Origin of the sequence: Hydrogenophaga sp. 2FB (assembly GCF_005503365.1) — a bacterium.
GTDB lineage: Bacteria > Pseudomonadota > Gammaproteobacteria > Burkholderiales > Burkholderiaceae_C > Hydrogenophaga.
Genome location: NZ_SCML01000043.1, coordinates 24,773 through 45,248, shown reverse-complemented (window position 1 = coordinate 45,248; position 20,476 = coordinate 24,773). Strand labels below are relative to the sequence as shown.

Here is a 20,476-nt window from a genome sequence, read left to right as displayed (position 1 = left end):
AACAAAAAAAATCGAAGCGCTCTGGATCCATCTGCACTGACTTACCGTGCTGGCGCAGCAGAGCAGCTTCACCGCGGCCGCGCAGCGCCTGGGCGTGAGCAAGGCGGCCATGAGCCAGCGCATCGCCGAACTGGGGCGCGCGGCCGGCGTGCCGCTGGTGCAGCGCACGACGCGCAGCGTGCGGCTCACCGCCGGGTAGCGCCTGGTCGACGACATGCGCGATCCGTTCGAGCGGATCGCCCATAGCTTCGAGGGCGTGCGCGAACTCGCTGGCGTGCCGACAGGTTTGCTGCGCGTGACGGCGCCAGTCGCGTTCGCCCGCTCGCAGCTGGTGCCGCGGGTCGCCGATTTCCTGCGGGCGAACCCCGAAGTGGGCCTCGAACTCGATCTTTCAGACCGTCTCAGTTCACTGGCAATGGAAGGGTTCGACCCGGCTATCCGGCATACGGCAACACCACCCGATACACACGTGGCCTGGACCCTGTGCACCACGCGTTCGGTTCTCGTTGCCAGCCGGGCGTACCTGCGCCGTCGCGGCACTCCTGCCAGGCCAGAAGACCTGACAGTGCACGATTGCCTGTACTACGCGCGCACCCACGTCACGCCAGCATGGCACTTTCACGAAAAGCGAAATCCTGGGGCTTTTCGACGCACGACTGTTCCAGTGTTGGCGCCATGGAATATTGACCAGGGGCGCTGAAGCGTTCGGACTGCGCGGCGAACTTCATGCGCTTGAGCAAGGCGTTCTCGTGCGTGAGCTTGTCGATCAGGGCCTGCTTGAAGACGACCTCCTGGCCCTGACGCGCGATCACATCGTCCCGCTCGGCGAGCTCAACCATCAATGACAGCAAAGCCGCGCGCATCTGCTGCGGCTCCAGGGTGTCAAGGTGGTCTGCGGTGATCGCGGGAGATGATGATGCGGCGAACATCACACTCGAGCATCGGTGCAAGCTCTGATTGCTTGCCCAACTACCGGAGCTCTCAAAGCACCGTTGGTCAAGGCCTCAAGAGCGAGGACGTCGTGCGTGTGGCCGCGGCAATTTTGTAGGAGCGCGGGCTTCCGCGCACGATCAACTCTGACAATGGCAGAGAGTGCAACCCCAAGGTATTGGGCGACTGGGCCACTTGGCGGCACGTCGAACTCGCCTTGAGTCGCCAGTGTAAGCCGACCGACAACGCCACCGTGGAAACGCCACCGTGGAAAGCCTCACGGGATGGCTGCGCGATAAGTCCTTCAATACGACCTGGTTCGTTTCGCTCGACGATGCCCGGGGCACGATCGAAGCATTGCTGCAGTACTACGTTGCCCCCACTGCGCGCTAGCCTGGGCTAGCATTCGCCGAATGCGCCCGCCGTTGCACCCATCTGGGTGCAACGGCGACCTCAATGGCGCCGGAAAATTCAACTTCCGAGCGTTACTGAATCGGCGACAGAGTCAGCCTCCCCTCCACCGGCAAGCACATTTCGCTATGCAATTCATGTATTGGAAGTCACGCGCCGCTGGCGCCCTCGCTTGGTGCATTTCGTTGGAGGTGATGGAGCAGCCGCTGCGCCGCCGGAGCTAGGTCTGCCTTGTTCCGAAAGCAGATCAAATACTTTCGCCGGGCCCAGGGCTCATTTAGTCTGATCTGCTTCAATCCGAGCGCCGCCCCGGTTAACTCGGCCACAGAACTAGGCATGATGCCGATCGCGAGCCCGCTAGCAATCACGCGAAGCGCGGCTTCGTAGCTGTGGACTACTATCTTCTGGTCCAAGTGCAGTCCGGCTTGCGCAGCAAGTCGATCAATCAGCCCTTGCAGCGTGCCATACAAGGGCTGACCCCCGACGACTGGGAAGGCCAGAAGATCAGTGAGTTTCACTTCACTCCGAGATGCAAGCTGATGCGTCTGTGGCACCAGAAGGCATACCTCCTCGGAATAGTAAGGAAGCGTCTGTAGGTCGACCTTCGATGTGGCATCCCAGCACACGCCTAGCGACGCGGCACCGAGTCGAACCCCCTCAATCACACCGGGACTATTGCACTCTTCCATTTCGACGTGAACGTTCTTGTTGCCAGGACTCTTCAGGAAGGTTGAGATGTCGCTGACGAGCGGGCCAACAATAGGTGAGCCAGAGGCGAGTATGCGCACATAGCCACCCCCTCCTGCCGCATAGGCCTGCATGTCTTGATCCATCCGGTCGACGCCGTTCAGGACTGCGCGTGCATGTTCGAGCAAGGCTAGTCCCGCATCAGTTGGTGCCATGCCGTGGGCTTTCCGCGCGAATAGCGGTACGCCGACCCTTGCCTCGAGTTGCGACATGCGTTTGCTGACTGCGGACGTGACGATATGCGCTCGCTGAGCGGCTTTGACCATGCTGCCGGTCTCGCATGCAGATACGAACAGCTCCAAGCTGGTGAGGTCGAACGAGCGCATAAAGTTTCCAGATGGGAAATTAGATGTGAATAAATAACGCTTGGATGTCGAACCGTCAAATTCTATCCTTGCGTCCATGAACACAGAGCCTTCAAACACATTCGATCAAGCGGCCTATCGGCGCTGTCTCGGTCAGTTTCCAACGGGCGTCGCAATCGTCACCGCATATGTCGACGGGCAAACGATCGGTATGACGTCGAATTCGTTCGCGTCGGTTTCACTCGATCCGCCGCTTGTACTGTGGTCCATCAAGCGCACGAGCAAAAGCTTTCCCGCGTTCATGGCATGCACACATTTCGCAATCAACGTTCTCGCGGTCGAGCAGATGGATCTTTCGCAGCGATTCGCCATGTCCGGCCCGAGTAAGTTTGACGGGGTCGCCTGGACCGGTGGCGCGGGTGGCGCCCCTGTCCTTGATGGTGCAAGTGCTGTGTTCGAGTGCAAGCGCGAACGCGACGAAGATGGTGGGGATCATGTGATCATGATTGGTCGGGTAGAACGCTTCATAAGGGCGCCAGCGCGCGAACCCCTTGTGTTTGGAGAAGGCCGTTACGCAGTTCTGATGGATCACGGCGTGTCGTTTGGTCCTCCCGGTGTCAGCCATAGGCTGTCGCCCGTGCGTTGGCCCTCTCCTGATCAGGAGTCCTTATCCGGACAAGGGGAGTCCTTGTTTTCCCTGATCGCGCGCAATTGGTGGTTTGCTAGCGATTCCCTGAACGAAGCTCGACGAGGTTTCGGGGTCGCACCGCTAGAGGTTCGCTTGTTGCGTGGAATACGGGCGTGGCCGGGGCTAAAAATCACCGAGCTATTACCGAAACTTTTCGTTGGCGGCGCTGTTGGACAGGCGCTAGCGTCGAACTTGATCGAGTCGCGTTTCGTCGAAGTCGATGCAGAAAGTCGCTTGAACTTGACGTCAGCCGGGGAGGAACGCCTCTCGGCGCTCTCACAGCTTGCGCGTGAGGTGGAAGAACGCGTGCTGAGAGAAAAAGAGATCCGCATGCAAGACATCGAGACCGTGCGACGCGTGCTTACGCTTCTCGCACCGAATATCGATGAAATTCAACGGCAAGATCAACTAGAAAGGAAAACTCAATGAGAAAAGACAAGATTCGGCTTGGTGCCTTTTTGCTCCAGGCGGGCCACCATGTAGCCGCATGGCGCCATCCCTCAGCCAATCCGCGAGCTGGCCTTACCCTGCAATCGTCGATTCAAATGGCCCAGGCGCTGGAACGCGCGAAATTCGACCTGATCTTTTTCGCCGATGGCGTTTCGCTTCGCGATCCAGGTGTGTCCGAAATTGCGTACACGAGTCGCGCGACCCACTTCGAAGCCATTACTCACGCGGCCGCACTGTCGGCGGTGACAAGTCGCATCGGATTTATTTCCACTGCATCGACTACGTTCCACGCACCCTACAACGTTGCAAGGCAGTTCGGGTCAATCGATCATCTCAACGGAGGGCGCACCGGTTGGAATGTTGTCACGTCCAGCTCTGACCTTGAGGCCGCCAACTACGGCATGGAAAAGATGCCTCAGCATGACGATCGCTATGCCGTCGCCGAGGAGTACGTTGACGTGGTGCTGGGGCTTTGGAACACGTGGGACCTCGATGCTCTACGCGTGGATCCAGTTAGCGGCATTTTCTTTGATTCATCGCGCGTAAGGCTGTTGAATCACAAGGGTGATCACTTCAGCGTCCGCGGTCCACTGAATATGGCGCGCTCGCCTCAAGGTCATCCGCTGTTAGTTCAGGCCGGCTCATCCCCTGCAGGGCGAAACCTCGGCGCGCGCACGTCAGAGATCATCTTCACGGCCACGCCAACACTGAAGGAAGCACAGGAGTTCTATGGCGATGTAAAGGAGCGAGCGCAAGGCTTCGGTCGTGCCGCCGACGACGTGAAGGTCATGCCCGGTTTTTCGCCTATCGTAGCCCGCACAGAATCCGAGGCGCGTGCGAAGTATGAAGAACTTCAACAGCTAATCCACCCGGTGGCAGGGATGTTTCTTTTGGCTCACGTTCTTGGCACCGACGACATCATGAAATACGACGTTGATGGCCCCATCCCTGAGCTGCCAACAACGAATGAAATGCAGTCGCGCCAAAAACTCGCCCTCGACATGGCGCGCCGCGACGGCCTAACGATCCGCCAACTCTACATGCGCGTCGCAGGCGCGCGCGGCCACACACAGGTGATCGGAACGCCGGCGCAGATCGTCGACGAAATGGAGGAGCGATTCATGGGTCGAGGCGCCGATGGCTTCAACATCATGCCCGCTACGCTACCGGGCGGGGTCGATGATTTCATTGAGCTTGTCGTCCCAGAGCTTCGACGTCGCAATCTGTTCCGCACCGAATACGAAGGAAGCACCTTGCGAGCCAACCTGGGCACGCGACCCCCCGCAATCTCAATGACGGGTCGTCCGTTCTCACCAGACTTGACTCAAGGCGTGAACGAAGTGCCTACACGATCACTCAACAACGCACCCTGATCACGCCCATGCCATGCAGGTTCACGAAGGCTGTTGGGTTGATTTATTGAAGATTCCGTACTCAGGGCGGGGTGTAGTTTTTTAAAGGGAGGGATGGCGGTGAACCTTGTACATGTCGGTCAGCTCTCTTTGTCCTCGATCTCACCGCGTCGGCAGACCCGCCGTATTTCCGAGACGGACAATGAAGGTCCGGTTTACAAGAGGCGCGACCCCCACTCCGGGGCCGGCGTGCTCTCGTCAGCCCAGGGATGGGCTTCGTTCGCCCTTCAGGCAATCGTGACATAGGAAATCCATGACAAAAATCAAAAAAATTCCTCCATTCGCCATTCCAGCCATCGTGGTGCCACGGGGCCAGCGAATCGCATTTGTGCAGGCGCAGTGGCATTCTGAAATCGTGCATCAAGCGCGTGACGCTTTCCTAATTGAGATGCAGAACCTCGGAGTGTCGAACGAAAAAATTGATGTGTTCGAGGTACCCGGCGCGTTCGAAATCCCGCTTTACGCCAAGCGCCTTGCCGTCTCTGGCGGCTATGCAGCAATAGTCGGTTGTGCGCTAGTCGTGGACGGAGGCATCTACCGCCACGAATTTGTCGCAGGCACGGTCGTCGACTCGCTAATGACTGTGCAGTTGGAGACTGGAGTCCCGGTTCTGTCGGCGGTGCTAACGCCGCACCACTTCCACCAGCACGTCGAGCATCGCAACTACTTCCACCGGCACTTCGCGGTCAAGGGCGCCGAGGCGGCGAAAGCCTGCTTGAAAACCATCGAAGGTCACCGCCATCTCGATGCATTGATCGCCGGTTAAGGCTGCATCGGGAGTTTGTTCGTCAGTTTTTGCTGCCAAGCGCGGCATGAAAGGCCTCTATGGATAGAGAACGATATGACACGGGACTCAGAATCCGGCGCGAAGTGATGGGCTCTGAACGTATCGACAACGTGGATAAGGCTGCGGACGACTTCACACGTCCCATCCATACCCTGATCACGGAGTATTGCTGGGGGGAAATTTGGAGCCAGCCGCATATTGACCGAAAGACTCGCAGCTTAATGACTCTGGCGATGTTGGCAGCCATGAATCGCTCAAACGAACTGAAGCTACATATCAACGGTGCGATCAACAACGGCGTTTCGAAAGAGGAAATACGCGAGTGCTTCTTGCAGGTTGCGATCTATGCAGGTGTGCCCGCAGGCTTAGAAGCCACCAATATCGCCAACGCAATCATCAAAGAAAGGGTCTGACATGAAGATTACGGAATCACGGAAGATTGGGAAGATCGCCAAGTCGATGACGTACACAGCGCACCACGTATCCAGCCTGTTCGTGCTGGCGCTCTGCATGACGTTAAGCACGAGTTCTTCGGCGCAGGAATATCCCGCGAAGCCGATCAAGGTCATAGTCCCATTCTCGGCTGGTGGGTCGGTCGATCTCGTTGCTCGCGTCATTAGCCACAAGATGTCGAGTGCGATGGGGCAGCAACTCGTGATCGAAAATCGCCCGGGGGCGGCCGGCAACATCGGCGCTACCTTAGTCGCGAAGGCACCAGCGGACGGCTACACGTTGCTTGTTACTAGCAATGCCTATGCGGTCAACCCGGAGCTATACGAGAAAATGCCGTTTGAGGCCAAGGACCTTTTTCCGGTTGGAATGATGGCCGCGGCCCCCAACATTCTAGTCGTGCGTCCTTCGTTTCCTGCAAAGACATTGCCTGAGATCATTGCTCTCGCCAAGATGCAGCCTGTAATGTATGCGAGTGCAGGAACCGGGACCACAACCCACCTTGCCGCAGAATTGCTTGCATCAGTTGCGGGGATTAGTTTGACTCAGGTGAACTACAAGGGCGGAAGTGGTGCCATAAATGACCTTTTGGCAGGCCAGGTGGATCTCATGTTTTCGGGGATCCTGACAGCAATGCCGTTCTTAAAGGGAGATCAGCTCAGGCCAGTAGCCGTCACCAGTCTCGTGCGATCGAAGGCGGTTCCGGACGTTCCTACAGTCGCAGAGCTGGGCTATCCCGGTTACGAGACGATGAACTGGTATGTGTTGATGGCGCCAACTGGTACTCCCGTCCCAATCATCGAAAAGCTGAACCGACAACTAAACCTCGCGCTCAAGGATGTGGACGTGTCCGCGTTGCTGAAGCGCGAGGGCGCCGAGCCGATGCCTGGGGCGTCCGCGGAAGCGCAGTCATTCATCAGTAAGGAGGCTAGGAAATGGCGGAAGACGCTCGAAGCAACTGGCATTCGACGGAGCATACGATGATGTTTGCTGCGCGTAACGGCGTGCGCCTGCACTTCGATTCGCAGGGTGCGGGCGTCCCACTTGTCTTTTTGCACGAATTTGCCGGAGATGCGCGTTCCTGGGAGCCGCACGTTCGAACGTTCTCCGCGACTATGCGGTGCATCACCTTCAACGCAAGAGGGTATCCACCGTCGAGCGTGCCGAGCGACGATTCCTCATACAGCGTGCAAGCTGCGGTGGACGACATTGGCACCATATTGGATGCCACGGACACCCAGCGAGCCTTCCTCGTCGGCGCAAGCATGGGCGGCTACAGTGCATTGCAATACGCGATCCAGAATCCGGATCGCGTTATGGGATTGCTCATCTTTGGGGTGGGCGGAGGGTCACGGCCGTCTATCCACGAGGCGCATCGGCAGCGATCCCTCGCGAATGCCAACCGGTTCCTGACCCAGGACATCGAGGCTGCGGGGCGTGACTATGCCAATGGAGGATCGCGCCGCTTACTGAAGCGTAAAAATCCAGCGGGCTTCCTCAAGTTCGAGCAGCGCTGCATGGAGCTTTCTTCCACAGGCGCGGGCCTGACTATGCGAAACATCCAGGGAAACAGGCAGTCACTAGAGACCATGGAAAAGGAACTCTCGAACTTGACTGTGCCTGTTTTGATCATGGTCGGTGATGAGGACGATGGATGCCTCGAAACGGATATTTTCCTCAAACGCACACTTCCTGCAGCTGGACTTTGCGTCGTGCCGCTAACCGGCCACGCAATCGCGCAAGAAGAGCCGGAGTTCTTCGACGCTACCTTGAAACACTTCATCGAAACGGTTCAACAGGGAAACTGGTCTAAGAGCGGCTAACAAAACAATATCATCGCCCGACGTGAAGTAGTCGGCCCTTCATGGGCGTCTCCCGGAAAGCAAGCTTCGACGGCGTGAAGGTTCAAAGGGTTTGCAGTCTTAAATTCGGCCTGTTCGTGATGGCTGATTGCCAGCGGGCCTGGATGGCATTCGCGGATATGGTTCCTACCTGATTTGCGAGCTATCAGCTCTGGACGACTATCGGAATGACTCTACCCCGGTTTAACCTGTTGGCCCATCACATCGCTTCTTGCATGCTCTCCTTCAAAACGATTCCTGTGCGTTTAGGTTGTTTAATGTTTCGCTGGTAGCTTCATGCGAGGGCTGCTTCCGTGGCATTCCATCTGGCTTGGTCAAAGGCCTTGCCTTTGACCAAGCTGTGACCTTGCCTCCGAAAAACGTACCCCTTTCTGAGTGTTTCAATTCAGGCAAGGAGAATGGAAATGACGAAGATGACGAGAGCGCGCTACACGCTGGAGTTCAAGCGGGAAGCGGTGCGGTTGGTCGAGGGTGGCCAGAGTATTGCGGCGGCGGCGCGCACATTGGGCGTGGTCGAGCAGACCTTGTTCAACTGGGTCAAGGCGCAGCACGAAGGCAAGCTCACAGGTGCTGAGAGCAGTCCCATCAGCGCCGAGCAGATGGAGATCAGCCGACTGCGCGCGGAGCTGGCCCGGGTGACGATGGAGCGCGACATTCTGGAAAACCTCCCACGCGGCTTGCCACGCCCCATATGGTTATAGATAAGGCCTGACGTCTCCCCTGAATTCCGGATTTTTCAAAATTAGAGGTACGGTTGCTTTCCGGCATGCCCGAAGGGGTGCAAGGAGAAGCAATGAAAAGATCGAGATTTTCCGAGGAGCAGATCGCGTACGCGCTGCGGTTGGTTGCTCTGGTACAACCGCGCTCGGCTGCATTCGATGCTGGCCTACGTCAGCCCGATGCAGTTCGAGCAGGATTGGCTTGCGAATCAACCACGGCAAGCCAACTCATGAGTTCAGCTATGGGGTACGGATTCCAGGGGCAAGGTGAGTTCTCTCGCCTTCGTGGGCGCGGGCCTCACTGAGACGGCCTTAAGGGCGTCGATCAGAAAGCGGGACAGATGCGCGCGCGGATTGTTTCGCGGCACCAGGACACCCAGTCGGCGCGTCAGCGGTGGGTTGCCAAACGGAACGGCGCGGATGGATGGGGGAAACTCACCGTCAACCGCTCTCGAGGGGATGATCGAAGAACCGAGGCCGTGGGCGACCATCGCCACCACACCTTCCAGGGTATCGATCTCCATGACCGACCGCACTGCGATGTTGCGGCGGACGAGCTCCTGCTGAATCAGGCTGCCCACGCGTGCGGATCGGTTGAACCGGATATAGGGCGTCTGCTCAAGCACCTGTTGATCGGTGCCGGCGTCGGTGCTCTGGTGGGTGATCACCATCAGCGATTCATCGATGAAAGGGAAGAACTCCAGGTCTTCGCGCGGCGTGCCGGGTTCCGTGACGATGGCCGCGTCCAGCTGGCGGTGAAACACCGCTTGCTCGAGCTCGTGGCTCAGGCCTGTGGTCAGGTGGATGTCCACCCGGTGTCCCATCTGCTGCATGTGCTTCAGAGCCAGCGGGAGGACACCGGAGACACAGGTATGCACCGCGCCCAGCTTCAGCAAACCACCCGACGCGTCTCGCTTGAGCGATTCGCTCATGCTCTCCCAATGGGCGATCAGCTCTCGGGCGCGGTGCGTGAGCACCAGGCCAGAGTCTGTCAGCACCGGCGGGCGCCGGCTGCGGTCGAACAGCGAGGTGCCGAGTTCTTCTTCCAGCCCGCGCATCTGCATGCTGACCGCGGGCAGCGACAGGCCCAGCGCCGCCGCAGCCTCGGCAAAGCTGCCACGGTCGGCGATGGTGATGAGGGTGTAGAGGGTCTTGACGTCCATGGCGGTCTGCGTGTGTTTGTTTCAGCAGCCGTGAGCGTATCGTCTTTGCCTTTGGATCACGCAGAGCGGTCAGATGCCCAGCAACTTCCGGGCGTTCCCGCCCATCACCTTGGCCAGGTTCTCGGGTTTGATCGGCAGGGTCTCGAACCAGTCCTTGTAGTCCTTGACGGGGCAGAACGGGAAGGAGCTGGCGTAGAGCATGCGGTCCGATAGAAAGGTGTCGGCCGCGCTGACGTACTGTTCCCAACCCGGCATGCGCGAGAAGTACATGTCGGGTGACAGGTACATGTTCGAGCGGCGAAACGCGATGTGCAGGATCTCGGTGACCCAGGGCCAGCCGCCATGGGCGACCACCACCTTGAGGTTCGGGAAGTCGGCCAGCACACGGTCTGTACGGATGGGATCCGAGTAGCTCAAGTCCGGGCCCGCCGTGCCGCCCACCATCATGATCACCGGGACCTTGCGGTCTTCGCAGTGGGCGTAGATCGGGTACAGGCGCCGGTCGTCCGCATACATGGGGATGGGATAGGAGCCCGGCTCGATGTTGATCAGCTTGAAGCCCGCCGCCAGCGCGTTGTCGATCGTCTGGCATGCGCCGACCCTCGACGTGGGATCGATGGACGCCGCGCCAATGAATCGATTCGGGTGCTCCTGAACGATCCGCTGCACGTCCTCGTTCGGCACGCTGCCCAAGGTACCGGCCAGACGACCCACGACGACCCCGCAGTCGACCTTGGCCTGGTCCATCTCCTGGAGCAGCAGGTCCATGGACTGCTTCTGCGCCGCGATGGAAGGTGTGAAGCCGACGGTCCGGGTGAATCCGTCGCGGCGTTCCCCTGCTGCGTACATCAGGGTGTCGCGGAACCCGCCGACGGGTGGGCGGATGCGAAAGTCAATGATCATGGGAGGGTCCTGAAGTGGGCTTGCTGAGAGTGCGTGTGCGTGGAGGGGATGCGTGGGCGGTCTACATCACCTCGTGGCGGCGGTCATCTGTCTCGCCGTATCGATGCAGCGCGGGCGGCTTGAGGCCGGCATACAGCTTCTCGATCCCGGCGTTGATCACCTCGCCGTGTTGCGCGAACAGCGAGTTGCCCTGCAGATCGCTTTCGACAATGAACGGCCCGAATTTCTCGACGTCGAACACCCACATCGCTTGCGCGATGCCCAGCTCGTCGAGCCAGAACACGTCGCGCACGCGCTTGATGCCGCGCCCCAGCAAGGCACCCGTGCCATACCCCACGGTGGTGAGGTAGATGGCACCGCTGGGCGCCAGGATCTTCTTGTAGTCTTCCGCCGGCATGCCGCCCTTGCCGATCAGGATCCGTGCACCCGTGCGCTCGAGCCAGCCCGGAATCCACTTCGAGAAGCGAAAGCTGGCGGTGGCAGTCACCGCGCCGACGTTGTAGCCGCCCTCGTCGTTGGGCGCCGCCGCTGGCGAGCAATGGAAGTTGACGTTGCTGATGGATCGCAGATCCAGCGGCAGGGGCACGCCGTTCTCGAGCACCTTCTTGTAGACACCTTCACGCGCCGTGTAGACCACGCCGGTGAGGTAGACCGCGGAACCTAGCTCGAGCTTGGAGATGTCTTCCGTCGTCGCGGGCAGGTTGAGATGAAATACCTTGATTTCATCGGATTCGTTGTTGTCTACCATTCGACTGTCTCCCGACGCATGTAAGGGGTGAACCACAGAGGATCCGTGCGGTATTCGATCTCGCCGTTCGGATGGATGCGCGCCGTGGCGCGGCGTGACGAGAGGCAGAACGTGTGGATGCTGATCGGCATGCCGCCCGTGTGCGTGTAGCCGACCTCGATGTGGCAGTCGACCACCATGGAGGAGCCGACGAAGCCCATGGCGCCCATGCCGATCGAGTTGCCCAGCTGCTTGAGCTCCAGCTCCAATGCGGCGATCTTCGGATCGGGGTTTCGGTCGCCGACCACGCGCAGGCAGGCGGCTTGTTTGCCGAGCTGCATGCAGGTGTCTTTGGACCCGCCGAGACCGATGCCGACGATCGCGGGCTGGCAGGCCAGGCCGCGTTTGCCGAACGCGATCAATGTGTCGAGCACGAATCGCTTGATGCCGTCGATGCCATCGCCTGGAAACAGCATGCGGTAATCGGTGCCGAACAGGCCACCCTTGTGAACGGTGGTGATGTCGATCCAGTTGGCGTCGGGCTCGAACGAATACTCGATCTCGGGCGCGTTGATGCCGACGTTGTTGTTGTGGTCCGTGCGCCAGAGGGGATGCACCCGGTTCGGACGCAAAGGCACCAGCTGCGTCGCATCGGACGTGGCCTTGCGCAGCGCATGTTCGACCGCGACGAATCCCGATTCCACCGAGGCTTCGTTGCCGACCTTGACGTAGTACCGCGGCAGGCCGGTGTCCGCACACATGGGACGTCGGTCTTCGTTGGCCGCCTCCCAGTTGTCCTGCATGGCGTGGATGACGAAGCGCGGCAGTTTGCCGGTCTCCTTCTTCTGCGCTTCCTTGATGCCGTTCTTGTAGTCGACCGGAATCTCGATCGCGGCTCGCCGCATGATCTCCAGGGCGGCTTCGCCGACTTTGTGGATGGGTATCTTCATCGTGGGAATCCTTACGCTGGGGTTTTGGGTGGCTGGCCCGCTTCGTCGGTGATGAGAGAGGTGCCGGGCCGCACGATGTCGAATGACACGGGCACCATCTCCAGGTCAATCTGATCGCCATTCGCGGACACGCGGGTGTAGTAACTGGTCTCGAGATCGCCGGGCTCCGGGAAGTCCTCGCGGAAATGCGCGCCGCGGCTGTTCTCTCGCGCAAGCGCGGAGACCGTGATCACTTTTGACATGTCGACCAGGCTTTCGAGATTGAGCCAGTCGTGCCAGGTGAGGTTGTAGCGCCGGTCGCTGTCGGCGACCCCGATGGCGCGCAGGTCGGTTCGGTGACGGGCCACGGATGTCAGGCCGCGTTCCATCGCCTCGCGCTGGCGCAGCACGCCGACGTCGTCCCACATGGTTCGCGATAGCGCGTCGCGCAGCTCATGGATGGCCCCAGCCGGGCGGGAGAATGGGTACTCGGCGCGTTCTATGCCTTGCTGGATCACGCGGTTGTCCAGGTCTCGCCAGTGCGTCACGCGCGAAGCGTACTCGGCCATCGAATCGCCGGCGATGCCGCCAAACACCGTTGAGTTGGCGACGCCGTTGCCCCCCAGGCGGTTTGCTCCATGCACCCCACCGCAGTCTTCGCCCGCGGCAAACAAGCCGGGTGACGCGGTCGAGCAGTCCACGTTGAATTCGACCCCGCCCATCAGGTAGTGCGCGGTCGGCACCACCTCAACCCGTCCGCCGGCCAGGTCGAAGCCGCAGTCCTTGCAGCGGTTGACCATCCCGGGGAAGGTCTTGGCGACCTTCTCCGGCCCGAGGTGGCTCATCTGGATGTAGACGCCGCCCATGGGGCCCGTGCGGCCCGCGCGCATTTCGGCGTAGATGCCGCGGCTCACCACGTCGCGCGTGGCCCGCTCGCCGCGCGCGTCGTAGTTCGTCATGAAGCGCTCGCCGTCGCCGTTGACGAGATACCCGCCCGCGCCGCGCAATCCTTCTTCGAGCACGGTGCCGGTCATGCGGGTGTCGGGGCCGCCCAGGAGGCCGGTGGGATGGAACTGCACCATCTCCATGTCCCGGAGCTTCAGCCCGTAGCGCATCGCCATGGCGAGACCGTCGCAGGTCTTGTCGCCGGACGGTGTGTGGTACCGGTACATCGTCGGGCCGGCCCCGGTGGCCAACAGCACCGCCTTCGCCTGGACGACGCGGTATTCGCCCGTCCGCATGTCGATGAACAGAACGCCCGCAATGCCCGATCCATCCGCGGCCGGGATCAGTTCGATCGCACGGTGCTCTTCGAGCTCTTCCACGTCCAGGGCGCGCACCTGCTCCATCAAGCGGTTGATGATTTCGATGCCGGTCAAATCCGCTTTGTGAACGGTGCGGTCAAAGCTCTGGCCCGCGAACGCCTTCTGGTGCAGCGTGCCGTCGGGGTTGCGATCGAAGAAGCAACCGATCTCGTTCTCGAGTTCGCGCACCCGTTCCACCGCACCTTCGACCAGGCGCCACGCGAGGTCCTGTCGCGGCAGCCACTTGCCGCCTTCGATGGTGTCCATGAAATGCCGCTCGACCGAGTCGCCTGCCGACAAGGCCACGTTGTAGCCGCCCTGGACCATGCGGGTGCAGCCGCATTTCCCGAGCAGCCCCTTGACCGCGACGCTGACCTTGAGCGCAGGGTTTGCCTTCTTGGCGTGCAATGCCGCGAATAGGCCAGCGCCACCGGTGCCCAGGATCAAGATGTCTGTTTTGTGGTGACTGACGTTCATTGGACGACTCTCGCGACGAATACCAAACCGATGACGAACGAAACGATCCCGCCCCATGTGATCCAGGACAGTCGAGCGTCGCGTGTGGTGCTCCAGGGCAGCAGTTCCATGGCCAGAAGCCGCAGACCGAAGCACATGTGGATGGACAGCAAAATGACCAGGCCCCACTCGCCGAACTTGAAGGCGCCCATCTCGGCCAGCTTCAAGAAGCCATCGAGCCGTTGGGATTGCTCGAGCGCCAATCCGAGGACGTAGAAATGGGCTGGCAGGAAGATGCCCAGCGCGAGCCCGGACAGGCGGTGGCCCAGAAACGCCCAGTAAGCCTTGTGATTTCTCGGCGACTTCATGAGAGCAGCCCTCCGACCGCCACCACCGCCCGCAGGCCCATGAACAGCAGCAACGCGGAGAACACGGCGCTGACGATGCCCGCAGTCGTGCGGGTCAACTTGGCCCATTCGATGAGGATGTTGCGCACGCCGATCGGGACGTGTATGGCGACGCTGACGACGAACAGGGTGTAGAAGGTGATCCAGCCCAAGCTGCCTTGCGTGCGCGACAGGATCTCGCCGGCGGTCAGGCCCCCCTGAACGGCATACACGATCAGACCGACGTGGATCAGGACGAACGGCGCCATGATCATCGCGGTGAGGCGCTGGAGCGCGAACAGTTTCTGCTCCATCTCAGCCTCCCTTGAGGAACAGCGTGAGGGCGTTCTTCTTGAGCCCCGCGATCGAGCCTGTCGGGCTGAGTTCGACCGGGCAGTGGGTCATGCAGCTGCCCTGGCTGTGGCATGAATTGCAGCCGCTTCCGGAGGTGGCTTTTCGCAGCACGTCGGTCGGGTCCGCGTGGCGCTCGTCGTTGAACAAGGTCCAGGCCCGGTTCAACGCCGCCGGCCCGAGGTATTCCTTGTCCCAGGAAACCACGTCACAAGCTGCATAACACACGCCGCAGTTAATGCATTCAATGGCCGCGTCTGCCATCTTGCGCTTGCGGCTTTGCGGCATGACCTGTGCGGGCGGATCATTGCGGGTGGCGGTCCCGACAAAGGTACTGCCCGCCTTCTTCCACTTGCCAAAAAACTCCGCCATGTCGACGACGAGGTCTTTGATGTGCGGCATGTTGCGCAAGGGCTCGATCACGATGACGCCGTCTTCTTCCACACGGCTGACGTGTGTTCTGCAGGTCCAGCGCGGCTTGCCGTTGACCGTCATCGCGCAGGAACCGCAGACGCCCACCCGGCATGCGAAACGGTATGAAAGATTCGGCTCCTGGGTCCTTTGAACCTCGGTGACCACGTCCAGCACCGTCTGGTTTTCCCGCCAGGGCACCGAGTACGTAGCGTAGTCGCCCGACCCCGGACCGCGGTTGATCCGGACCTTGAGCATCCGCTGTTCTGTCTCTGATTTGTTGTCCATCTTCGGGCTCCTTGCATGGCGCAGTTCATCGATGGTGCAAGTTTATAAGTTAACTGAAATGGAAGCAACCAAAAATAAGTTAAGTTGACCTTTTCCCTGGAGTCCGTACCCCATAGCCGAGCTCATGAGTTGGCTTGCCTTGGTTGATTGGCAAGCCAGTTCGGCACTCACCGCCTTGCTGTCAGCGCCGATCAGCTTGCCCTCGCGCTGCTCCTTGGCCACTGCGCCCAGCCGACCGAAGTCGACCTTGGCGTAGATGAGTGAGGTGTCCAACTCGCGATGGCGAAGCACATCGGCGACCTCCTTGAGCGTGCCGCCGGTGTTGAGAAGCCGACTGGCCAGCGTGTGGCGAAGAATGTGCACCCGGGTGTACGGCAACCCGGCGCGACGATACGCTTGGCGCACGGGACGCCTGACGACGTCGGCGGCCACTGGCTCATCTACTGGCGCTACGTGCCGAACGAAGACCCGGCGGCTCGTGGTCTGCGGTCGTTCCGATCGCACGTAGTCAGCAATGGCAGCGCCGGTAAGGTGCGGCAGCACATCGGCGCGTCGCGATTTGCTTTTGCTGATGCGAACCGTGCCCGCTACCCAGTCGATGTCGTCGAGTTGTTGTCTTCCACTGAAAACTGACCCGGGGGGGGCGGATGAAAACTCGGACTACCAGAAGATGTAATGGATGCCTCCCTGCCTACGGGCAGCACAAACGCCGCAGGAGTACAGAGATGAACCGCGTGACCGTTGTGGGAGTTTGGCTTGTCCGCTAGACAAGCTGGATCCTCGACTGGATACGGCATCAAAGTGCCCATAGCGTGATAGACCAAGGTCTTCACAAACACCAGCGAGGAGCCATCATGAATCGTAGTACTGCACAAAGCGCGGGGCAAATCATCGGCCAGATGGGCGGCCTCCAGGTCATTGGGCTGGACATCGCCAAGAATGTGTTCCAGCTTCACACCGTGGATATGAGCACAGGCGAGATCGTCAACGTGCAGCTCAAGCGGGCCAAGGTGTTGACGCACTTCGCCAACCGTGCGCCGTGCCTGATCGGCATAGAAGCCTGCGGCGGAGCGCACCACTGGGCCCGTGAGTTGACGGCGCAGGGTCATGCCGTGCGGCTGATCCATGCCAAGGCCGTGCGCCCGTTCGTGAACGGCAACAAGACCGACGCCACGGACGCACGCGCCATCTGGTTGGCGATCCAGCAGCCGGGCACCAAATTCGTGGGCGTGAAAACGCTGATGCAGCAAGCCACGCTCACCCTGCATCGTCAGCGCGAGATGTTGATGCGGATGAAGATCATGCAGATCAATGCGTTGCGGGGCCTGCTCTATGAGTTTGGAGCCACCTTCGCACGAGGCAAAAAAGCTCTTTTGGGCGAGTTGGAGCTCGCGCTGGAGGCGCTTGCAAACAGCATTCCGCAGTATGTCGTCGACAGCCTGCGCGAGCAGGCACAGCGCATCAAGCAACTGGCGATGGACATTAAGGCCATCGAGGTGCGGCTTGCTGAGGTCCTGCGCATTGACGTGGACATGAAGCGTGTGGCGGCGATACCCGGAGTGGGCCTGCTCTCGGCTACGGCGGCCATCGCCACGATGGGAGAAGCCAAGGCATTCAAGTCGGGGCGCGAATTCTGTGCCTGGCTGGGCCTGGTGCCCAAGCAACGGGGCACAGGTGGCAGGGTGAATCTGCTGGGGATCTCCAAACGGGGCGACACCTACCTGCGCACCTTGCTCATTCACGGTGCGCGTGCGGTACTGAGACATGCGAAAGAGCCCGGCCCATGGCTGGAACAACTTCAATCCAGGAGGCCGACGAACATTGTGATCGTGGCACAGGCGGCCAAGATGGCGCGAACGATCTGGGCCGTCACGGCCCGACAGCAGGACTACCAACGAGGCCACCAGAGTAGCAAGCCGCTTGCGGCTTGAACTGATAGCCAAACATCAATCCAAGAAAGGAGATGTGAGCCTTTGAAGGCGATGAGGCAGCAACGAAGCAGCGTGATGTGAACAGGTCAGACCGGGACGAGCTAAACCTGGATGAACTACCGGACTTCAAAAGCCCGTACTAGGAGATGAGGCGCTCGTCAGCGGATTACATCGGGGCCAGTGGACAAGGGGCAACCCAGCATCCACATCACAGGCCGGATACAAGGTAGCTGACCTTGCCTCGTTTCCGCGTACATCAAGTCATGCAGCCAATCGGGTGTTCTCCCAGGTCACTGGGGGCAGGAAGCCGTTGGCCGAGTGCAGGCGTTGGCGGTTGTACCAACCTTCGATCCAATTGACGATGTCCAGCCTGGCCTGCTCCCGCGTGCCGTAGCGTACCTGATGGATGCGCTCGACCTTCAGCGTTTTGAAGAAGCTCTCCATCGGCGCGTTGTCCCAGGCGTTGGCCTTCCTGCTCATGGACATTGTGATGCCCAGCTCGGCGGCCAGCGCCCGGTAGCGCCAGCCTGCATACTGCGACCCGCGGTCGGTGTGAACGAGCAGTCCCTTGGCCGGTTTGCGCAGCCACCAAGCCGATTTCAAGGCGGTGCACACCAGCGTGGCGTCGATGGTCTCGGACATCGACCAGCCGACGATGCGTCGACCAGCCAGGTCCATCACGGCCGCCAGATACAGCCAACCCTCACCGGTGGGCACGTACGTGATGTCCGCCACCCAAGCCTGGTCGCGCTGCCAGCCATCAAAGCGCCGATCCAGCAGATTCGGTGCCACCGGCAAGCGGTGCGCCGAGTCGGTGGTCACCACGAACGGCCTTCTATACACCGGTCGCAGGCCCTGGCGCCGCAGGCTCTTTCGCACTCGCTCGGCGCTGACGACCTCGCCGTGCTGGCGCAGCTTGTGAACGATTCGAGGGCGGCCATAGCTTTGACGGCTGGCGTCGTGGATGGCGGCCACCTTGGCGTCCAGAGCCTGGTTGGCCAGTGTGCTCGGACTGGGCGGGCGCACGCGCCATTGGCAGTAGCCGCTGCGAGACACCTGCAGCACGCGGCACAGCCGGCTGACGGTGTACTGGTCGCGATGCTCGTCGATCCAGGCGTACTTCATCGCGACCCCCTGGCGAAGTACGCCGTCGCTTTTCGAAGGATTTCCACATCCAGCTTCGCGTCGGCCAGTTCTCTGCGCAGGCGGCTGTTCTCCGCTTCCAATTCGCTCACCGGGCGCCGCGTGGGTGCCTCACTGGGCGACACTACCGCGCCGCCGACGCCGGTTGCTGCAATGCCCCGTCTGGACCAATTGCCCAGAGTGGCCACCGGCACGCCAAGGCGACGTGCGGCCTCGTGCCCGCCAACCGACGCCGCCAGCCTGACAGCCTCGGCCTTGAATTCCTGTGTGTACTGCCTTTTGGGCAGCTTGCCTTCTTTCATCTCGATTCTCCGTACCTTTGAAGTTATCAACTTCTTGCTGTACGTGAAATCGAGGCAAGGTCAAGCAGCCGACTTCTTCACAAAGCATTGCGGGTTACTACTCATAGCCGGGGGGCATCCATACAAGGTAGTTCATGTTCATACGAGGAAGGGATTCGAGCGGTCGGTCCTATCTGAAGCTCGGCGAATACGGCAGATCAGCCATTCGTGAAGCGCTCTCTGGTTGTTTGTTGCAGGCAAAAGCTGCGTAAGAGATATACAAAAAAGCGAATATTAAAGAACTACTGGGTTGTGCCGATAAAAAAGGATGGAGTGCCGTGCAGGCGTGCGGCATAAGTCTTTTCAACATGAAGGAGCAAGGCATGGCAAAGGAACGTTTTGATGGCGCTGATGCGAAGAGCGCAGCGTCGCTACAGACCGCGAACATCAAGGTTCTTGAAGATGACGAAAACTTCGACCACAGCATGATGCTCGCCATTGGATCGACATTCAAATGCACGTGCACCTTCAGAGGTGATGGCACTGCGGTCATGTACGCAGATTCAACGGTTATCTACAAGCGGTCGGTGGTCTCGCTCATGGAGGGCATTCGCGGCGCCTGTGCCAAAGTCACGCCGGAGGTGAAGAAGGATATGGAGCTTCTTGTCCGGATCGATTCAGACAAAGAAGGCAAAGGTCTTTTGTGGGCAATCCTGGATTTGCGGGCACTCCCGCCAAGCGCTGTGCTTCAAGCCAAAGCACTTGCTCAAGGTATTTCGCAAGAGATGTATGAAGCCACGTCCTCGGACGTTGTGAAAAAGTTTGCCTCCGAAATTTCGGCTTTTTCCTTGGAAGACGGCGACCGATCTTCAATAAAAGAGAGGTACGCTGCGCACTTGAGCGCGGCTGCAATGGCTTTGCCCCCGCATCTCGAGAAGCTGGCTTTGTTCCACGGCGACCCAGAGGATGCGGGCAATATGTTGAAAACTCTGCAGACCGTGGTGACCAAAGGTCGAGTGCTCGGGCGTGAAATGAGCAAGTCAACGGAGATGGAGAATCTCAATCTCCGATTTGGAGATGAAGAACTGCTGACGAAGTCATCGATGCCACAGCGAAAAGTGGCAGACAAGGTGACAAGAACGCTTGAGCCTCAAATGGCCCTGTTGGCGGGTGTGAACTTCGCTAACTACTCGTTGACGTTGCTTCTTCAGGAAGAGGGCGGCGTCACGTGCCGCCTCGGGTACAAGGACGATGCTCACGGCGGAACCATTGGTGAGGCGATCTTGCAGGCCCACCATGCGAGGACGGCCAACAAGGTCGTTCAGCAGGTAGATCCTTCAACAGGCCTAGTCCGAGTGCGTGTTGGGCTGATCGAAGAAACGTGCGGCAGCGAGCCCAAGAAATACCACCTTGAGACCATTGAGACCGTCTGAAAATGGACG

General features: G+C 60.0%; 20 protein-coding genes and 3 pseudogenes. 11 read left to right on the top strand and 12 right to left on the bottom strand.

Annotated features, from left to right (window positions below):
- Positions 1-46: 46 nt before the first annotated feature.
- A pseudogene (locus FFS09_RS21955) lies at positions 47-667 on the top strand (LysR family transcriptional regulator); the annotation flags it as partial.
- Between the two features lie 7 nt (positions 668-674).
- Here FFS09_RS21955 and FFS09_RS21950 read toward each other — a convergent pair.
- Positions 675-929, bottom strand: a pseudogene (locus tag FFS09_RS21950) (hypothetical protein); the annotation flags it as partial.
- Between the two features lie 268 nt (positions 930-1,197).
- On the opposite strand from FFS09_RS21950, the gene FFS09_RS30970 reads away from it, so the two are divergent.
- Complete coding sequence (locus FFS09_RS30970) at positions 1,198-1,323, top strand: integrase core domain-containing protein (protein WP_137921038.1); 126 nt, start codon at positions 1,198-1,200, stop codon at positions 1,321-1,323.
- Between the two features lie 167 nt (positions 1,324-1,490).
- Here FFS09_RS30970 and FFS09_RS21940 read toward each other — a convergent pair whose 3' ends face one another.
- Positions 1,491-2,414 carry a LysR family transcriptional regulator gene (locus FFS09_RS21940; RefSeq protein ID WP_171020133.1) on the bottom strand — a complete coding sequence of 308 codons (924 nt, stop codon included), beginning with the start codon at positions 2,412-2,414 and terminating at the stop codon, positions 1,491-1,493.
- 76 nt (positions 2,415-2,490) lie between these two features.
- On the opposite strand from FFS09_RS21940, the gene FFS09_RS21935 reads away from it, so the two are divergent.
- The 7 genes and pseudogenes from FFS09_RS21935 to FFS09_RS21905 all read left to right on the top strand — a co-directional run.
- Positions 2,491-3,510 (top strand): flavin reductase, encoded by a 1,020-nt coding sequence (locus FFS09_RS21935; RefSeq protein ID WP_137921036.1) that lies wholly within the window; start codon positions 2,491-2,493, stop codon positions 3,508-3,510.
- The gene (locus tag FFS09_RS21930; protein WP_137921035.1) at positions 3,507-4,904 is read left to right on the top strand and encodes an LLM class flavin-dependent oxidoreductase; all 1,398 of its coding nucleotides are present in this window, start codon (positions 3,507-3,509) and stop codon (positions 4,902-4,904) included. Before FFS09_RS21935 ends, FFS09_RS21930 begins: the two co-directional genes overlap by 4 nt.
- A 292-nt stretch (positions 4,905-5,196) precedes the next feature.
- Complete coding sequence (locus FFS09_RS21925; RefSeq protein WP_137921034.1) at positions 5,197-5,709, top strand: 6,7-dimethyl-8-ribityllumazine synthase; 513 nt, start codon at positions 5,197-5,199, stop codon at positions 5,707-5,709.
- A gap of 59 nt (positions 5,710-5,768) precedes the next feature.
- Positions 5,769-6,143, top strand: a complete 375-nt coding sequence (locus FFS09_RS21920) for a carboxymuconolactone decarboxylase family protein (protein WP_137921033.1) — start codon at positions 5,769-5,771, stop codon at positions 6,141-6,143.
- 1 nt (position 6,144) lies between these two features.
- Positions 6,145-7,164: a tripartite tricarboxylate transporter substrate binding protein gene (locus FFS09_RS21915; RefSeq protein ID WP_137921032.1), complete on the top strand. Its 1,020-nt coding sequence runs from the start codon at positions 6,145-6,147 to the stop codon at positions 7,162-7,164.
- Entirely contained in the window at positions 7,161-8,003 is an 843-nt protein-coding gene (locus FFS09_RS21910; RefSeq protein ID WP_171020132.1) for an alpha/beta fold hydrolase, read from the top strand. The genes FFS09_RS21915 and FFS09_RS21910 overlap by 4 nt, the downstream gene beginning before the upstream one ends.
- A 437-nt stretch (positions 8,004-8,440) precedes the next feature.
- A pseudogene (locus FFS09_RS21905) lies at positions 8,441-8,704 on the top strand (transposase); the annotation flags it as partial.
- A 293-nt stretch (positions 8,705-8,997) separates the two neighbouring features.
- Here FFS09_RS21905 and FFS09_RS21900 read toward each other — a convergent pair.
- The 9 genes from FFS09_RS21900 to FFS09_RS21860 all read right to left on the bottom strand — a co-directional run bounded on the left by FFS09_RS21900 (position 8,998) and on the right by FFS09_RS21860 (position 16,279).
- Positions 8,998-9,924, bottom strand: a complete 927-nt coding sequence (locus FFS09_RS21900) for a LysR family transcriptional regulator (protein ID WP_137921030.1) — start codon at positions 9,922-9,924, stop codon at positions 8,998-9,000.
- A gap of 69 nt (positions 9,925-9,993) precedes the next feature.
- Positions 9,994-10,827, bottom strand: coding sequence for an amidohydrolase family protein (locus FFS09_RS21895; protein ID WP_137921029.1), 834 nt, complete (start codon positions 10,825-10,827; stop codon positions 9,994-9,996).
- Positions 10,828-10,888: 61 nt separating this feature from the next.
- A complete protein-coding gene (locus tag FFS09_RS21890; RefSeq protein WP_137921028.1) occupies positions 10,889-11,575 on the bottom strand; it encodes a fumarate hydratase C-terminal domain-containing protein in 687 nt (228 codons plus the stop codon).
- Positions 11,569-12,504 (bottom strand): fumarate hydratase, encoded by a 936-nt coding sequence (locus FFS09_RS21885; protein ID WP_137921027.1) that lies wholly within the window; start codon positions 12,502-12,504, stop codon positions 11,569-11,571. Before FFS09_RS21885 ends, FFS09_RS21890 begins: the two co-directional genes overlap by 7 nt.
- Before the next feature lie 11 nt (positions 12,505-12,515).
- Positions 12,516-14,264 (bottom strand): L-aspartate oxidase, encoded by a 1,749-nt coding sequence (locus FFS09_RS21880; protein ID WP_137921026.1) that lies wholly within the window; start codon positions 14,262-14,264, stop codon positions 12,516-12,518.
- Complete coding sequence (locus tag FFS09_RS21875; RefSeq protein ID WP_137921025.1) at positions 14,261-14,611, bottom strand: succinate dehydrogenase/fumarate reductase transmembrane subunit; 351 nt, start codon at positions 14,609-14,611, stop codon at positions 14,261-14,263. Before FFS09_RS21875 ends, FFS09_RS21880 begins: the two co-directional genes overlap by 4 nt.
- The gene (locus FFS09_RS21870) at positions 14,608-14,943 is read right to left on the bottom strand and encodes a succinate dehydrogenase/fumarate reductase transmembrane subunit (protein WP_137921024.1); all 336 of its coding nucleotides are present in this window, start codon (positions 14,941-14,943) and stop codon (positions 14,608-14,610) included. Before FFS09_RS21870 ends, FFS09_RS21875 begins: the two co-directional genes overlap by 4 nt.
- A 1-nt stretch (position 14,944) precedes the next feature.
- A complete protein-coding gene (locus FFS09_RS21865) occupies positions 14,945-15,679 on the bottom strand; it encodes a succinate dehydrogenase/fumarate reductase iron-sulfur subunit (protein ID WP_137921023.1) in 735 nt (244 codons plus the stop codon).
- Between the two features lie 42 nt (positions 15,680-15,721).
- Positions 15,722-16,279 (bottom strand): tyrosine-type recombinase/integrase, encoded by a 558-nt coding sequence (locus tag FFS09_RS21860; RefSeq protein WP_289509314.1) that lies wholly within the window; start codon positions 16,277-16,279, stop codon positions 15,722-15,724.
- A gap of 299 nt (positions 16,280-16,578) precedes the next feature.
- Between FFS09_RS21860 and FFS09_RS21855 the strand changes: the two genes are divergently transcribed.
- A complete protein-coding gene (locus FFS09_RS21855) occupies positions 16,579-17,610 on the top strand; it encodes an IS110 family RNA-guided transposase (protein ID WP_137921047.1) in 1,032 nt (343 codons plus the stop codon).
- A gap of 261 nt (positions 17,611-17,871) precedes the next feature.
- Here FFS09_RS21855 and FFS09_RS21850 read toward each other — a convergent pair.
- A protein-coding gene (locus tag FFS09_RS21850; RefSeq protein ID WP_137921022.1) for an IS3 family transposase occupies positions 17,872-19,055 on the bottom strand; the annotation gives its coding sequence in 2 pieces (ribosomal slippage) (positions 17,872-18,764 and positions 18,764-19,055; 1,185 coding nt in all).
- Between the two features lie 362 nt (positions 19,056-19,417).
- Here FFS09_RS21850 and FFS09_RS21845 point away from each other — a divergent pair.
- Entirely contained in the window at positions 19,418-20,467 is a 1,050-nt protein-coding gene (locus tag FFS09_RS21845) for a hypothetical protein (RefSeq protein WP_137921021.1), read from the top strand.
- Positions 20,468-20,476: the final 9 nt, after the last annotated feature.

Bases quoted from the DNA above. Each gene is read 5' to 3' on its own strand.
- FFS09_RS21845 (WP_137921021.1), top strand. From the start codon at position 19,418: ATGGCAAAGGAACGTTTTGATGGCGCTGATGCGAAGAGCGCAGCGTCG.
- FFS09_RS21900 (WP_137921030.1), bottom strand. From the start codon at position 9,924: ATGGACGTCAAGACCCTCTACACCCTCATCACCATCGCCGACCGTGGC.
- FFS09_RS21930 (WP_137921035.1), top strand. From the start codon at position 3,507: ATGAGAAAAGACAAGATTCGGCTTGGTGCCTTTTTGCTCCAGGCGGGC.
- FFS09_RS21875 (WP_137921025.1), bottom strand. From the start codon at position 14,611: ATGAAGTCGCCGAGAAATCACAAGGCTTACTGGGCGTTTCTGGGCCAC.
- FFS09_RS21910 (WP_171020132.1), top strand. From the start codon at position 7,161: ATGATGTTTGCTGCGCGTAACGGCGTGCGCCTGCACTTCGATTCGCAG.
- FFS09_RS21940 (WP_171020133.1), bottom strand. From the start codon at position 2,414: ATGCGCTCGTTCGACCTCACCAGCTTGGAGCTGTTCGTATCTGCATGC.
- FFS09_RS21890 (WP_137921028.1), bottom strand. From the start codon at position 11,575: ATGGTAGACAACAACGAATCCGATGAAATCAAGGTATTTCATCTCAAC.
- FFS09_RS21925 (WP_137921034.1), top strand. From the start codon at position 5,197: ATGACAAAAATCAAAAAAATTCCTCCATTCGCCATTCCAGCCATCGTG.
- FFS09_RS21895 (WP_137921029.1), bottom strand. From the start codon at position 10,827: ATGATCATTGACTTTCGCATCCGCCCACCCGTCGGCGGGTTCCGCGAC.
- FFS09_RS21915 (WP_137921032.1), top strand. From the start codon at position 6,145: ATGAAGATTACGGAATCACGGAAGATTGGGAAGATCGCCAAGTCGATG.
- FFS09_RS21870 (WP_137921024.1), bottom strand. From the start codon at position 14,943: ATGGAGCAGAAACTGTTCGCGCTCCAGCGCCTCACCGCGATGATCATG.
- FFS09_RS21920 (WP_137921033.1), top strand. From the start codon at position 5,769: ATGGATAGAGAACGATATGACACGGGACTCAGAATCCGGCGCGAAGTG.
- FFS09_RS21865 (WP_137921023.1), bottom strand. From the start codon at position 15,679: ATGGACAACAAATCAGAGACAGAACAGCGGATGCTCAAGGTCCGGATC.
- FFS09_RS21880 (WP_137921026.1), bottom strand. From the start codon at position 14,264: ATGAACGTCAGTCACCACAAAACAGACATCTTGATCCTGGGCACCGGT.
- FFS09_RS21935 (WP_137921036.1), top strand. From the start codon at position 2,491: ATGAACACAGAGCCTTCAAACACATTCGATCAAGCGGCCTATCGGCGC.
- FFS09_RS21885 (WP_137921027.1), bottom strand. From the start codon at position 12,504: ATGAAGATACCCATCCACAAAGTCGGCGAAGCCGCCCTGGAGATCATG.
- FFS09_RS21855 (WP_137921047.1), top strand. From the start codon at position 16,579: ATGGGCGGCCTCCAGGTCATTGGGCTGGACATCGCCAAGAATGTGTTC.